Annotated in this window: 8 protein-coding genes and 3 rRNA genes; 3 read left to right on the top strand and 8 right to left on the bottom strand. The window is 66.1% G+C overall.

Annotation, left to right across the window (positions count from 1 at the left end; genetic code table 11):
* Window position 1 precedes the first annotated feature (1 nt).
* The 8 genes from CRM89_RS02260 to CRM89_RS02225 all read right to left on the bottom strand — a co-directional run bounded on the left by CRM89_RS02260 (window position 2) and on the right by CRM89_RS02225 (window position 10013).
* On the bottom strand, window positions 2–469 hold the full coding sequence (locus tag CRM89_RS02260; protein WP_098083109.1) for an SRPBCC family protein: 468 nt from the start codon (window positions 467–469) through the stop codon (window positions 2–4).
* Between the two features lie 190 nt (window positions 470–659).
* Window positions 660–776: ribosomal RNA gene (gene rrf, locus CRM89_RS02255) — 5S ribosomal RNA — on the bottom strand.
* Between the two features lie 118 nt (window positions 777–894).
* Window positions 895–4020 (bottom strand): 23S ribosomal RNA (locus CRM89_RS02250).
* A gap of 322 nt (window positions 4021–4342) precedes the next feature.
* Window positions 4343–5857 (bottom strand): 16S ribosomal RNA (locus tag CRM89_RS02245).
* The 16S, 23S and 5S rRNA genes sit together here, the layout of an rRNA operon.
* 422 nt (window positions 5858–6279) lie before the next feature.
* A complete protein-coding gene (gene bioD / locus CRM89_RS02240) occupies window positions 6280–7011 on the bottom strand; it encodes a dethiobiotin synthase (RefSeq protein WP_098083108.1) in 732 nt (243 codons plus the stop codon).
* The gene (locus CRM89_RS02235) at window positions 7008–8162 is read right to left on the bottom strand and encodes an 8-amino-7-oxononanoate synthase (protein ID WP_098083107.1); all 1155 of its coding nucleotides are present in this window, start codon (window positions 8160–8162) and stop codon (window positions 7008–7010) included. Before CRM89_RS02235 ends, bioD begins: the two co-directional genes overlap by 4 nt.
* A 26-nt stretch (window positions 8163–8188) precedes the next feature.
* Window positions 8189–9472: an adenosylmethionine--8-amino-7-oxononanoate transaminase gene (locus CRM89_RS02230; RefSeq protein WP_098083106.1), complete on the bottom strand. Its 1284-nt coding sequence runs from the start codon at window positions 9470–9472 to the stop codon at window positions 8189–8191.
* 97 nt (window positions 9473–9569) lie between these two features.
* Window positions 9570–10013, bottom strand: a complete 444-nt coding sequence (locus CRM89_RS02225) for a MarR family winged helix-turn-helix transcriptional regulator (RefSeq protein ID WP_098083105.1) — start codon at window positions 10011–10013, stop codon at window positions 9570–9572.
* 29 nt (window positions 10014–10042) lie between these two features.
* On the opposite strand from CRM89_RS02225, the gene CRM89_RS02220 reads away from it, so the two are divergent.
* From CRM89_RS02220 to treY, 3 genes are all read left to right on the top strand, one after another.
* Window positions 10043–10576 carry a cupin domain-containing protein gene (locus tag CRM89_RS02220; RefSeq protein WP_060592483.1) on the top strand — a complete coding sequence of 178 codons (534 nt, stop codon included), beginning with the start codon at window positions 10043–10045 and terminating at the stop codon, window positions 10574–10576.
* 63 nt (window positions 10577–10639) lie between these two features.
* Window positions 10640–12760 (top strand): glycogen debranching protein GlgX, encoded by a 2121-nt coding sequence (glgX, locus tag CRM89_RS02215; RefSeq protein ID WP_011208346.1) that lies wholly within the window; start codon window positions 10640–10642, stop codon window positions 12758–12760.
* 8 nt (window positions 12761–12768) lie between these two features.
* Complete coding sequence (gene treY, locus CRM89_RS02210) at window positions 12769–15195, top strand: malto-oligosyltrehalose synthase (RefSeq protein WP_228791466.1); 2427 nt, start codon at window positions 12769–12771, stop codon at window positions 15193–15195.
* Window positions 15196–15254: the final 59 nt, after the last annotated feature.

The raw sequence follows: 15254 nt of genomic DNA, 5'->3' as shown, positions 1-15254 counted from the left end.
GTCAATCGAGGGTGCCGCGCTCGGCGAGGGCGGCGAGCTTCGCCAGCGAGATCCGCCAGCCGATCTCGTTGTCGTGCGGGTCCAGTCCGCTGGGCAGCTTGTCGTGCAGAGCGATCAGGTCGGTGCCGCCGTCGGCCTCGCTGAGGGTGTAGCTGATCGTCATCTCGCCCTGCACATCCGGATCCTCGGTGTCGAACTCGACGAGCTGCACCACCTGCTCGTTCGGGACCAGCATCAGGAAGCGGCCACGGTAGCTGTCGGTGTGGTCGGTGGTCTTGCCGGTGTCGGTGGGGTCGTCGTAGGTGAGCGTGATGTGGAAGGCGCCGCCCTCGCGGGCGTCGAATTCGTGCACCCGGCTGGTCATGCCGTCGGGCACCATCCACCGGGCCACCGCCTCGCCGTCGAGTAGCAGCCGGTAGACCGTCTCCCGAGGTGCGTCGATGTGCTTGCCGATGCGTGTCGCGGTCATGCGACCACGGTAACCGCCGAGGACCGGTCACTCGGGTGGAAGAAATGTCGGCCAGGAAACGATGCCGGAAAACACGGAAGGCCCCAATTGCGTTGGGGCCTTCTGAATGAATAGTCGGTGTCTGGGGTGTGGGTGGGTCCGGAAATGCCGATAGGGGACCCACGAGTGGGTCCCCTATCAGGAAAGGATGTTCCGGCGGTGTCCTACTCTCCCACACCCTGTCGAGTGCAGTACCATCGGCGCTGGCAGGCTTAGCTTCCGGGTTCGGAATGGGACCGGGCGTTTCCCCACCGCTATGACCGCCGTAACTCTATGAAACTATCCACACCCCCGCACACACCCCACACCCTTTCGGTGGTGGGGCGGGTGCCAACGGTGGGTTGTGTGTTGTTTCAGATACCGCACAGTGGACGCGTAACATCGTTGTTGGTAAGTCCTCGGCCGATTAGTACCAGTCACCTCCACACGTTACCGCGCTTCCAGTTCTGGCCTATCAACCCCATGGTCTGTGGGGGGCCTTACCCCCTCGAGGGGGTGAGAAACCTCATCTTGGAACAGGCTTCCCGCTTAGATGCTTTCAGCGGTTATCCCTTCCGAACGTAGCTAACCAGCAGTGCCCTTGGCAGGACAACTGGCACACCAGAGGTTCGTCCGTCCCGGTCCTCTCGTACTAGGGACAGCCTTCCTCAAGTTTCTGACGCGCGCGGCGGATAGAGACCGAACTGTCTCACGACGTTCTAAACCCAGCTCGCGTGCCGCTTTAATGGGCGAACAGCCCAACCCTTGGGACCTACTCCAGCCCCAGGATGCGACGAGCCGACATCGAGGTGCCAAACCATCCCGTCGATATGGACTCTTGGGGAAGATCAGCCTGTTATCCCCGGGGTACCTTTTATCCGTTGAGCGACACCGCTTCCACATGCCGGTGCCGGATCACTAGTCCCGACTTTCGTCCCTGCTCGACCCGTCAGTCTCACAGTCAAGCTCCCTTGTGCACTTGCACTCGACACCTGATTGCCAACCAGGCTGAGGGAACCTTTGGGCGCCTCCGTTACATTTTAGGAGGCAACCGCCCCAGTTAAACTACCCACCAGGCACTGTCCCTGAACCAGATCATGGCCCGAGGTTAGAAGTCCAATACGATCAGAGTGGTATTTCAACGACGACTCCCACCACACTGGCGTGTGGCTTTCACAGTCTCCCACCTATCCTACACAAACCGTACCGAACACCAATACCAAGCTATAGTGAAGGTCCCGGGGTCTTTTCGTCCTGCCGCGCGTAACGAGCATCTTTACTCGTAATGCAATTTCGCCGAGTCTGTGGTTGAGACAGCAGAGAAGTCGTTACGCCATTCGTGCAGGTCGGAACTTACCCGACAAGGAATTTCGCTACCTTAGGATGGTTATAGTTACCACCGCCGTTTACCGGGGCTTAAATTCTCAGCTTCGCGCCGAAGCGCTAACCGGTCCTCTTAACCTTCCGGCACCGGGCAGGCGTCAGTCCGTATACATCGTCTTACGACTTCGCACGGACCTGTGTTTTTAGTAAACAGTCGCTTCTCTCTGGTCTCTGCGACCCAACCCAGCTCACGGTGCAAGACCGGTCACCAGATCAGGTCCCCTTCTCCCGAAGTTACGGGGGCATTTTGCCGAGTTCCTTAACCACAGTTCTCTCGATCGCCTCGGTATTCTCTACCTGACCACCTGTGTCGGTTTGGGGTACGGGCCGTGTACCAACTCACTAGAGGCTTTTCTCGGCAGCATAGGATCACTGAATTCACCTCAATCGGCTACGCATCACCTCTCAGGCTCATGTTGTGCGGATTTGCCTACACAACGCCCTACAGGCTTACACCAGTACAACCACTCACTGGCCCAGCTACCTTCCTGCGTCACCCCATCGCTTGACTACTACAGCAGGGTCGTGCGCAGCCACTTCCGGCCTCCCGAAGGAGGTCCATCCGCTTTTGGGCACTTAGCACCACTGATTCGCCATTGGGCGCGGATACACGGGTACGGGAATATCAACCCGTTGTCCATCGACTACGCCTGTCGGCCTCGCCTTAGGTCCCGACTCACCCTGGGCGGATTAACCTGGCCCAGGAACCCTTGGTCATTCGGCGGACGAGTTTCTCACTCGTCTTTCGCTACTCATGCCTGCATTCTCACTCGCACAGCCTCCACAACTAGTTCACACTGCTGCTTCCCTGGCTGCACGACGCTCCCTACCCACCCAACCACTGCGCACCGGACCGTAACCCGATGCGGATGTCATGTTGGAGTGCCGCGGCTTCGGCGGTGTACTTGAGCCCCGCTACATTGTCGGCGCAGGATCACTTGACCAGTGAGCTATTACGCACTCTTTCAAGGGTGGCTGCTTCTAAGCCAACCTCCTGGTTGTCTTCGCGACCCCACATCCTTTTCCACTTAGTACACGCTTAGGGGCCTTAGCCGGCGATCTGGGCTGTTTCCCTCTCGACTACGAAGCTTATCCCCCGCAGTCTCACTGCCACGCTCTCACACACCGGCATTCGGAGTTTGGCTGACTTCGGTAAGCTTGTAGGCCCCCTAGGCCATCCAGTAGCTCTACCTCCGGCGTGAAACACGTGACGCTGCACCTAAATGCATTTCGGGGAGAACCAGCTATCACGGAGTTTGATTGGCCTTTCACCCCTACCCACAGCTCATCCCCTCAGTTTTCAACCTAAGTGGGTTCGGGCCTCCACGACGTCTTACCGTCGCTTCACCCTGGCCATGGGTAGATCACTCCGCTTCGGGTCTAGAACACGCGACTCAACGCCCTATTCGGACTCGCTTTCGCTACGGCTACCCCACACGGGTTAACCTCGCCACATGCCACTAACTCGCAGGCTCATTCTTCAAAAGGCACGCCATCACCCACAGCAACAAAGTCACTCGCAGGCTCTGACGGATTGTAAGCGCACGGTTTCAGGTACTATTTCACTCCCCTCCCGGGGTACTTTTCACCTTTCCCTCACGGTACTAGTCCGCTATCGGTCACCAGGGAGTATTCAGGCTTACCGGGTGGTCCCGGCAGATTCACAGCAGATTTCACGGGCCCGCTGCTACTCGGGTATCACTCACATGAGCCGTCATGTTTTCACTTACCGGACTCTCACCGTCTACGGTAGGCCGTCCCAGACCACTTCAGCTAACACAACGGTTTCTGACTCACGCCCAGCTCGGCAGAACCGGGAAGAGCAACCCCACAACCCCACATAGACAACGCCTGCCGGCTATCACATCTACATGGTTTAGCCTCATCCGCTTTCGCTCGCCACTACTCACGGAATCACTCTTGTTTTCTCTTCCTGTGGGTACTGAGATGTTTCACTTCCCCACGTTCCCTCCACACACCCTATATATTCAGGCGCGGGTAACACGACATCACTCGTGCTGGGTTTCCCCATTCGGAAATCCTCGGATCTCAGCTCGGTTGACAGCTCCCCGAGGCTTATCGCAGCCTCCTACGTCCTTCATCGGCTCCTGGTGCCAAGGCATCCACCGAACGCTCTTAAACACTTACAAACAAAGATGCTCGCGTCCACTGTGCAGTTCTCAAACAACACACCCGAAGAAACCCCAACCCTGGACCAACCGACCGACAGCCAGCGGTATCACAGGAGACCCCTCCGGATCATGTATTCGCCTAGAGAGTCACTCGCGTGTTCTCTCAGGACCCAACAGTGTGTCGATATATCCACCACGATCAGGAACTGAGGCCTGACCATCCATGACGGAAGCTGTCAGCGTTCCACCCATGAGCTCCGCAGTCCCGCATTCGGGGACATCAGCGGCTCTGGCACGACCGACCTCGACTCTTCGAGACGACCGAGCAGATGCTCCTTAGAAAGGAGGTGATCCAGCCGCACCTTCCGGTACGGCTACCTTGTTACGACTTCGTCCCAATCGCCGATCCCACCTTCGACGGCTCCCTCCCACAAGGGGTTAGGCCACCGGCTTCGGGTGTTACCGACTTTCATGACGTGACGGGCGGTGTGTACAAGGCCCGGGAACGTATTCACCGCAGCGTTGCTGATCTGCGATTACTAGCGACTCCAACTTCACGGGGTCGAGTTGCAGACCCCGATCCGAACTGAGACCGGCTTTAAGGGATTCGCTCCACCTCACGGTATCGCAGCCCTCTGTACCGGCCATTGTAGCATGTGTGAAGCCCTGGACATAAGGGGCATGATGACTTGACGTCGTCCCCACCTTCCTCCGAGTTGACCCCGGCAGTCTCCTGCGAGTCCCGCCATAACGCGCTGGCAACACAGGACAAGGGTTGCGCTCGTTGCGGGACTTAACCCAACATCTCACGACACGAGCTGACGACAGCCATGCACCACCTGTACACCGACCACAAGGGGCCTACATCTCTGCAGGTTTCCGGTGTATGTCAAACCCAGGTAAGGTTCTTCGCGTTGCATCGAATTAATCCACATGCTCCGCCGCTTGTGCGGGCCCCGTCAATTCCTTTGAGTTTTAGCCTTGCGGCCGTACTCCCAGGCGGGGCGCTTAATGCGTTAGCTACGGCACGGATCCCGTGGAAGGAAACCCACACCTAGCGCCCACCGTTTACGGCGTGGACTACCAGGGTATCTAATCCTGTTCGCTACCCACGCTTTCGCTTCTCAGCGTCAGTTACTGCCCAGAGACCCGCCTTCGCCACCGGTGTTCCTCCTGATATCTGCGCATTTCACCGCTACACCAGGAATTCCAGTCTCCCCTGCAGTACTCAAGTCTGCCCGTATCGCCCGCAAGCTTGGGGTTGAGCCCCAAGTTTTCACGGACGACGCGACAAACCGCCTACAAGCTCTTTACGCCCAGTAATTCCGGACAACGCTCGCACCCTACGTATTACCGCGGCTGCTGGCACGTAGTTGGCCGGTGCTTCTTCTACAGGTACCGTCACTTGCGCTTCGTCCCTGTCGAAAGAGGTTTACAACCCGAAGGCCGTCATCCCTCACGCGGCGTCGCTGCATCAGGCTTTCGCCCATTGTGCAATATTCCCCACTGCTGCCTCCCGTAGGAGTCTGGGCCGTGTCTCAGTCCCAGTGTGGCCGGTCGCCCTCTCAGGCCGGCTACCCGTCGTCGCCTTGGTAGGCCATTACCCCACCAACAAGCTGATAGGCCGCGGGCCCATCCTGTACCGATAAATCTTTCCACCAAACACCATGCGATGTAAGGTCATATCCGGTATTAGACCCAGTTTCCCAGGCTTATCCCGAAGTACAGGGCAGATCACCCACGTGTTACTCACCCGTTCGCCGCTCGTGTACCCCGAAGGGCCTTACCGCTCGACTTGCATGTGTTAAGCACGCCGCCAGCGTTCGTCCTGAGCCAGGATCAAACTCTCCGTTGAAGACTCACAATCACACCCCACAGGGCGCAATCAAAAGTACAAAACTAGAGTCCGAAAACCCAGCAAAACAATCGCCAGCCGGAAATTAGCTGACAAAAAATGTCCGACCCTCACACGGGGGTATGAGGAACCGGAACCAAAAAATATTTGGCACTGACATTCATCGACACACTATTGAGTTCTCAAAGAACACACGCACACACCATCTCGCGGGTTTCCCCGTCCGTCGGTGAGGCAACTTTTACAGCTTAGCGCGGCCATTCGCCCGAATCAAAATCCGGACTCACAGCCGAGCTAGTGTGATCGTCAGGCGCTCCTCGTCCGACCTCGTTTCCCGTGCCACGCTCAGCCTCTCGGCTCGGCGTCTCGGCTCAGCGTTTCCGCTCCGGGTTGGCGTCCGTGTCGCTCTGACCTGGAATAAGTTACGTACCCGATTGCGAGGTGTCAAATCCCCAGGTAGATGGGGGTGAATCGGAGTTGAACGGCAGACGCGGCGACCACCCCGGGGCGAACCACCCGGGGACCGCGGCGGTGAACCGATCGTGGTCCCAGGCGCCGACTCCTGCGGGCACGGCCCCGACGATCGGCACGCCGGTCAGGCGCGGCAGATCCTCGCGATTGCACAGGGACGCCAGATCCGGCTCGGCCGGCCAGGCGCCGATCACCACTCCCGCGCAGCGCACGCCCGCGGCGTCGAGCGCGCGGATGGTGAGCTCGGTGTGGTTGAGGGTGCCCAGGCCGGCGGCGGCGACGACGAGGACCGGCGCGTCGAGTTCGCGGGCCAGATCCAGCAGGGTGAACTCGCCGACCCGGACGAGGAGTCCGCCTGCGCCTTCCACGACGGTCAGCTCGGCGTCGAGGCCGCGGACGGCGGTGGCCGTCTCGTCGAGGGTGAGCAGGGGCGCGCCGCAGCGGCGCGCGGCGGTGTCGGGCGCCAGTGGCTCGGGATAGCGCGCGAGTTCCAGGGTCGGGACCGGGCCCGCGAGCCGCCGGACCTCGGCGAGGTCGCCGGGTTCGCCGGGCGCCACACCCGTCTGGGCGGGTTTGCAGACCGCGACCGCGAGGCCCTCGGCACGGGCGAGCGCGGTCAGCGCCGCGGTGACGACGGTCTTGCCGACGTCGGTGGAGGTGCCGGTGACGAGCAGGGTGTTCACGCGGGCACCACCTCCCGGCCGCGTGCCTCGGCGAGGACCTCGCCGAGCACGGTCGCGATGGTGTCGAGGTCGGCGGCGGTGAGGTCCGCGCGGGCGGTCAGGCGCAGGCGGGACGTTCCTTCGGGGACGGACGGCGGGCGGAAGCAGCCGACCTCGAGGCCGCGGGCGCGACAGGCCTGCGCGGCATCGTGGGCGACCTGGGCCTGGCCGAGCACCACCGAGACGACCGCCGACTCCGGGGTGCCGACACCCGCGATCCGCGCGATGGCCGCCGCATTGCTCAGCACCCGCCCCGCCATGCCGGGGTCACGGCGCAGCAGTGCCAGCGCGGCGCGGGCGGCACCGACGGCGGCGGGCGCCAAGCCGGTGTCGAAGATGAAGGTGCGGGCCGTGTCGATGAGGTGGGCACGCACGCGTTCGCTGCACAGCACGGCGCCGCCCTGCGCGGCCAGCGCCTTGGACAGCGTGGCCGTGACGACGAGATCGGGCTCGCCGGCCAAGCCGGTCTCGTGCACCAGCCCGCGGCCGCCGGTACCGCGTACCCCGAGCCCGTGCGCCTCGTCGACGACGAGCACCGCGCCGTTGGCGCGGGTGACCCGGTGCAGGTCGGCCAGCGGCGCGAGATCGCCGTCGGCGCTGAACACCGAGTCGGTGAGTACCAGCGCGCGTTCCTCGGTGCGCGCGGCGAGCACCCGGTCCACCGCGGCCACGTCGCGGTGCGGGGCGATCTCGACGCGCGCGCGGGACAGGCGGCAGGCATCCACCAGCGAGGCGTGTGAGCCCGCGTCGGAGACGACGAGCGAACCGCGCCCGGCCAATGCGGTGACCGCGCCGAGATTGGCCGCATAGCCCGAGGCGAACACCAACCCGGCCTCGGCGCCGACGAAGTCGGCGAGCTCGGCTTCGAGCTGTTCGTGCTCGGTGGTGGTGCCGGTGACCAGTCGCGATCCGGTCGAGCCCGCCCCCCAGCGGCGGACGGCCGCGACGGCGCCCTCGACGACCTCCGGGTGCCGGGTGAGCCCGAGATAGTCGTTGGAGGCCAGGTCGATCGACGGCGACCGCGGGGCCCGCGGCCGTAGTTCTCGGCGCAATCCGGCGCTCACGCGCGCATCGGCCCGTTCGTCCAACCAACTCAGCGGATCGGTAGTCACAGCTGAGCAGCATACTTGAACACCGTTCAGGACGGCACCTCACCGGCCGCGACGGCCGCTGCGATACCGCGGGTGATGGCCGCGACGTCGGCGGCGGTGCTGATGAACGGCGGCATCGTGTAGACGAGGTTGCGGAACGGCCGTAGCCAGACACCGGCGGCCACCGCGGCCGCGGTCGCGGCACGCATGTCGACGGGTCGGTCGAGTTCGACGACGCCGATCGCGCCGAGCACCCGCACGTCGACCACGCCCGGCAGGTCCCGCACCGGCGCCAGTCCCGCGCGCAACCCGTCCTCGATGCCGCGGACCTCGCCGCGCCAGTCACGGGCGAGCAGCAGCTCCACCGACGCGACGGCCACGGCGCACGCCAACGGGTTGCCCATGAAGGTGGGCCCGTGCATGAGCCCGCCGTGCGCGGCGCTGATGGTCTCGGCGATCCGGGTGGTGCACAGGGCGGCCGCGAGGGTGAGGTAACCGCCGGTGAGCGCCTTGCCCACGCACATCACGTCGGGGCGCACCCCGGCGTGTTCGGCGGCGAACAGCTCCCCGGTGCGCCCGAATCCGGTGGCGATCTCGTCGAAGACCAGCAGCACGTCGTGGGCGTCGCAGAGCCTGCGCAGGTCGGCGAGGTAGCGGGGATCGTGGAACCGCATACCGCCCGCGCCCTGCACCACCGGCTCCACGACGACGGCCGCCAGTTCGTCCGCGTGGGCGGCCAGCGCGGCCTCGAGTTCGGCCACGTAGCCGGGCCGGTACTCCGCCGGCGGCATCCCGACGAAGACCTGTTCGGCGAGCACGTCGGTCCACAACGCGTGCATGCCACCCTCCGGGTCGCACACGCTCATCGGGGTGAAGGTGTCGCCGTGGTAGCCGCCGCGCCAGGTGAGCAGCCGCCGTTTGCCCGGCTTGCCGAGACTGCGCCAGTACTGCAGGCACATCTTGACCGCGACCTCCACCGAGACCGAGCCGGAGTCACAGAGGAACACCTTGTCCAGCCCCTCGGGCGTGAGCTGAACCAGCAACTCGGTCAGCCGGGCGGCCGGTTCGTGGGTGAGTCCGCCGAACATCACGTGACTCATCCGCTGCGACTGCGCGACCAGCGCGGCGTCGAGCACGGGGTGCCGGTAGCCGTGCACGGCCGCCCACCAGGAGCTCATGCCGTCGACCAGCTCCCGCCCGTCGGCCAGCGTCAAGCGCACGCCCGACGCGCTCGCCACCACGAGCGGCTCGGTGGTGGCGGGGAAGCCGCCGTAGGGGTGCCAGACGTGTGCGGCGTCGATGGCGGTGATCTGGTCCGGAGTCAATGCCACAGTCGAGTCCCTCGCCGGTCGGTGCGCCCGGTCCGCCGGGCGACTTGAACGGTGTTCAAGTTAGCAGCGCGGGGCGGCCCGGCTCACACCCGGCCGGTCACCGGGCGCCCTCGCCGAGGACGTCGGCCACGCCGGCCAGCGCCGCCCGCAACCCGGCCACCGTGGACTCCCCCAGCCGCGCGGCCAACGCGCGCTCGATCGCCTCGATCTCCCGCCGGGCCCGCCGCAGCGCGGACCGCCCCGCGGGGGTGGCCACCACGAGCCGCGCCCGGCGGTCGGCCGGGTCGACCCGGCGTTCGACGTACCCGCACGCCTCCAGGTGCGTGACCAGTTCCCCCATGGACTGCTGCGTCATCCCCGCCGCCTCGGCGAGTGCGGTGATCCGCGAGCCTTCCGGATCGAGATAGCGGAAGACCGCGAAGTGGGCGGGGCGCAGCCGCTCGTCGAGGGCGGGGCGCAGAGCTTGCTCGAGTGTGTGTTCGTAGGACCGGGTGGCGTGGACGAGCAGTTTCAACAGCGTGGTCGCGGTTTCGGTTGACACAATAGGAAGGGTACCTTTATATCTGGAGTATGAGCGAGCAGCGCGCCGTCACGTTCCGCAACGGCCACCGCGTCACCCTGGTCGACCGCGGTGTCGACGAGCGCGGCCCCTACCTGAAGCTGCATCACCACCTGCCGCAGCCGGGCAGGCAGGCGGGCCCGCACTGGCATCCCGAGCTCGCCGAGAGCTGGACGGTGCGGGCGGGCAGGCTGTGGTTCGAGGTCGACGGCACCGAGATCGTGGCAGGCCCGGGTGTCACGGTGAGCGCGCCGCCCCGCGCGGTGCACCAGTTCCGCTGCGAGGAGCCGGGAACCGAGTTCGACCACGAGATCCGGCCGCCGCTGCGGCACTGGCAGATGTTCGAGCTCTGGTCGGCACTGGATCTGGCGGGCCGGACGACCGCGGGCCGCATCCCGCGGAACCCGCTGGCGCTGGCGTTGCTGTGGGAGTACCAGGACGGATACCTGGCGGGCGTGCCCGCGTGGGCGCAGCGTGTCGTGCTGGGCGGCCTGGCCCGGATCGCCCGCCGCGTCGGGTATCCGCGCCCGCCCGCCGAGGTGTGATCGAGACGACCCGAAACCGCCGCCGCTCCGACGCACCACCGGTTCGGCGCTACTGTCGTCACCATGGTTCAGCCCGACCACTCGCCGAGCGACGTGACGCCCCTGGGGGTATGGCCGGGGAACGCCTATCCCCTCGGCGCGACCTACGACGGGGCAGGCACGAACTTCTCGCTGTTCTCCGAGGTCGCCGAGGCGGTCGACCTGTGCCTGATCGACCGCGACGGCGCCGAGACGCGGGTGCGGCTCGACGAGGTCGACGGCTATGTCTGGCACGCCTATCTGCCCACCATCGGGCCCGGCCAGCGCTACGGATTCCGGGTGCACGGCCCCTACGATCCCGAGCGCGGACTGCGCTGCGATCCGAGCAAACTACTGCTCGATCCCTACGGCAAGGCCTTCGACGGCGACTTCGACGACGATCCCTCGCTCTACACCTTCGGCCTGGATTCACTCGGGCACACCATGACCGGCGTGGTCATCAATCCGTTCTTCGACTGGGGCGCCGACCGCGCGCCGAACCGGCCCTACCACGAGACGGTGATCTACGAAGCCCACGTCAAGGGCATGACGATGACCCATCCCGACGTGCCCGAGGAATTGCGCGGCACCTACGCGGGCATCGCGCACCCCGCGGTGGTGGAACATCTGAAGAGCCTGGGCATCACCGCGATCGAGCTGATGCCGGTGCACCAGTTCCTGCACGACCGCGTGCTGCTGGATCAAGGTCTGCGAAACTACTGGGGCTACAACAGTTTCGGCTACCTCGCCCCGCACAACGGTTACGCGGCCAGCCCGCGCGGTGGGGCCGCGGTCACGGAGTTCAAGGCGATGGTGCGCGCGCTGCACGCCGAGGGCATCGAGGTGATCCTCGACGTGGTGTACAACCACACCGCCGAGGGCAACCACCTCGGCCCGACCATCGCCTTCCGCGGCATCGACAACGCGGCCTACTACCGGCTGGTCGAGGACGATCCGTCGAAGTACATGGACTACACCGGCACCGGCAACAGCCTCAACGTCCGGCACCCGCACACCCTGCAGCTGATCATGGATTCGCTGCGGTACTGGATCCTGGACATGCACGTCGACGGCTTCCGGTTCGACCTGGCCGCCACCCTGGCCAGGGAACTGCACGACGTGGACCGGCTCTCGACGTTCTTCGACCTGGTGCAGCAGGATCCGGTGGTGAGCCAGGTGAAGCTGATCGCCGAGCCCTGGGACGTCGGCGAGGGCGGTTACCAGGTCGGCAACTTCCCCGGCCTATGGACCGAGTGGAACGGCAAGTACCGCGACACCGTCCGCGACTACTGGCGCGGCGAGCCCGCGACGCTGGGCGAGTTCGCCTCCCGGTTGACCGGCTCCTCGGACCTGTACGAGGCGACCGGGCGGCGGCCGAGCGCCAGCATCAACTTCATCACCGCCCATGACGGTTTCACGTTGCGGGACCTGGTGTCCTACAACGAGAAACACAACGAGGCCAACGGCGAGGACAACCGCGACGGCGAGAGCCACAACCGGTCGTGGAACTGCGGTGTGGAAGGCCCCACCGACGATCCGGAGATCCTGGCGTTGCGCGCCAAGCAGTCCCGGAACCTGCTGGCCACCCTGATCCTGAGCCAGGGCACGCCGATGCTGGCGCACGGCGACGAGATGGGCCGCACCCAGCAGGGCAACAACAACGTCTACTGCCAGGACTCGCCGCTGTCGTGGATGGACTGGTCGCTGGCCGAGACCAACGCCGACCTGCTGGAGTTCACCCGTAGGGTGATCGGGCTGCGCACCGAGCACCCGGTGTTCCGGCGCAGGCGCTTCCTGGCGGGCAGGCCGATCCGCTCCGCCGGGGCGGCCCGCGACATCGCCTGGCTCACCCCCGGCGGCGAGGAGATGACCCCGGCCGACTGGGACAGCGGCTTCGGCAAGTCGCTGGCGGTCTACCTCAACGGTCAGGGCATTCCCGAGCCGGGACCGCGCGGCGAACGTATCACCGACGACTCGTTCCTGCTGTGCTTCAACGCCCACCACGACCCCATGGACTTCGTCCTGCCCGGCCCCGGCTACGGCGGGCCGTGGCTGGTGGCGCTGGACTGCTCGGCGCCCGACGGCCGGGCCGAGGCGCAGTACGACGCCGCCGCCACCGTGACCGTGCCCGCCCGCTGCCTGCTCGTGCTCCGCTGCCCCGAGTGACCGAGACGATGACCGCACCCGACCCCTTGCACCACACCGACCCGATCGTCCGCGGCCGCGCCGTGACCCGGCAGACGCCGGTCCGCAGCACCTACCGGCTGCAGCTGCGCCCGGACGCCTTGACCTTCGCCGATGCCCGCGCCATCGCGGAATACCTCCAGCAGCTGGGCATCTCGCACCTGTACCTGTCGCCGATCCTCACCGCCACGCACGGGTCGACGCACGGCTACGACGTCACCGATCCGACCACCGTGTCCGCGGCGCTGGGCGGGCCGCTCGGGCTGAAAGCGCTCGCCGACGAGGTCCGCACCCGCGGCATGGGGTTGATCGTGGACCTGGTGCCCAACCATGTCGGCGTCGCCGACCCGCGGCAGAATCCCTGGTGGTGGGACGTGCTGCGGAACGGCCGCGACTCCCGCTACGCCCGGTTCTTCGACATCGATTGGAGCCCCGGCAACGGCGCCGGCGGCAGGCTGGCGCTGCCGGTGCTGGCCAACGAGAACGACCCGGCCGCGCTGACCGTGGACCGTTCCGGTCCCGAACCGATGCTGGCGTTGCACGACCTGCGCTTCCCGATCGCGCCGGGCACCGACGGCGACAACGCGCTGCGCATCCACGACAAGCAGCACTACCGGCTGGTCAGCTGGAAGGCCGGCGTGTGCACCTACCGGCGGTTCTTCGCGGTGAGCACGCTGGCGGCGCTGCGACAGGAGGATCCGGAGGTCTTCGAGCTGACCCACCGGGAGCTGGCCGCCTGGTGCGAGCACGACCTCATCGACGGCGTGCGCGTCGACCATCCGGACGGGCTGTCCTATCCCGCCGCGTACCTCACCCGGCTGCGGCAGCTGATCGGCCCGCACCGGCTGCTGCTGGTGGAGAAGATCCTGGCAAACCGGGAGCCGCTGGACCCCACCCTGCCGATCGACGGCACCACCGGCTACGACGCGCTGGCCGGAGTCGGCGGGGTGCTCATCGATCCCGACGGGGAGCACGCGCTCACCGAACTCTCGCGCCGGGTGGCCGGGCACGGCAGCGACCGGGCCTGGATCGGCGAGACCGAGCACCGCATCAAACGCGCTGTCGCCGAGAGCATTCTCGCGCCGGAGCTGCGGCGGTTGGTGGCCGCGATCAAGCGCGACGCGGCCGCCGAATCGTTCGACACCCTCGCGCTGACCAACGCCACCATCGAGGTGCTGGCGTTCATGCCGGTCTACCGCGCCGACTACGCGCCGCTGGCCGGGATGACCGGAGCGGTGATCGCGGAGGTGGAGCGGCGCAACAGCGAGCTGACCGCCCCGCTGAACGTGCTGGTCGCCGCCTTGGCCGTGGGCGGGGAGGCCGCCATGCGGTTCGAGCAGGTGTGCGGGGCGATGACCGCGAAAGCCGTGGAGGACACCATGTTCTACCGCGCGGTGCGGCTGGTCTCGCTGCAGGAGGTGGGCGGCAACCCGGCCCGGTTCGGGCACTCGGTCAACGAGTTCCACCTCGCCAACATCGAACGGGCCCAGCGCTGGCCCGCGACGATGACCACCCTGTCGACCCACGACACCAAGCGCGGCGAGGACGTCCGGGCACGCATCGGAGTGCTCTCCCAGGTGGCGAGCGTGTGGGCGCGGTCGGTGGAGTCGTGGCTGGAGAAGACGCCGCCGCCGGACGGGGCGACCGCACTGTTCCTGTTGCAGAACATGTTCGGCGTGTGGCCCGCCGACGGCCGTCCCGCCTCGTCGGTGCCCGGCCTGCGCGAGCGGCTGCACCGGTACGCGGAGAAGGCGATGCGCGAGGCCGGGCTGCGCACGTCCTGGGAGGAGCCGGACGGCGAGTTCGAGGCGGCCGTGCACGGCTGGCTGGACGCGGTGGTGGACGGCCCGGTCGGTGCCGAACTCGGCGACCTCGTCCACGATCTCGCCCCGCACGCGTGGTCGGATTCGCTGGCGCAGAAGCTGTTGCAGTTGTGCGGGCCGGGCATCCCCGACGTCTACCAGGGCTGTGAGCTGTGGGAGGACTCCCTGGTCGACCCGGACAACCGCCGCCCGGTGGATTTCCCCGCCCGCACCGGCATGCTGCAATCGCTCACCGGCACACCGGCGTTGGACACCTCGGGGGCGGCGAAGATGTGGGTCGTGGCCTACGCGCTGTGGCTGCGGCGCGAGCGGCCGGAGTGTTTCGTGGGCGGTGCCTATCTGCCGTTGTTCGCCACCGGTGAGCAGGCCGGGCGGGTGGTGAGTTACGCCCGCGGCCGGGTCGGCGAGACACCGGAGGTGGTGGTCGTGGTCACCCGGCACAGCGTCGGGCTGGGTGAAACGGGTTGGGGCGATACGGCGTTGGATCTGCCCCAGGGCTCGTGGACGGACCGGCTGACCGGGCACACCTTCCAGGGGCGCACTCGGGTCGAGCAGATCTTCGCCCGGCTGCCGGTGGCACTCCTGGTCCGCTGAGCGGCGCGGCCACCGTCGGCCGTCGATGTGGCCCCTGCCGGTGCCGGTGCGGCTCCGTT

The sequence above is a fragment of the Nocardia sp. FDAARGOS_372 genome (assembly GCF_002554515.1).
Taxonomy (GTDB): domain Bacteria; phylum Actinomycetota; class Actinomycetes; order Mycobacteriales; family Mycobacteriaceae; genus Nocardia; species Nocardia farcinica.
Note: the sequence above shows the minus strand (reverse complement) of the source record. Positions and strands in the feature narration are given on the sequence as shown.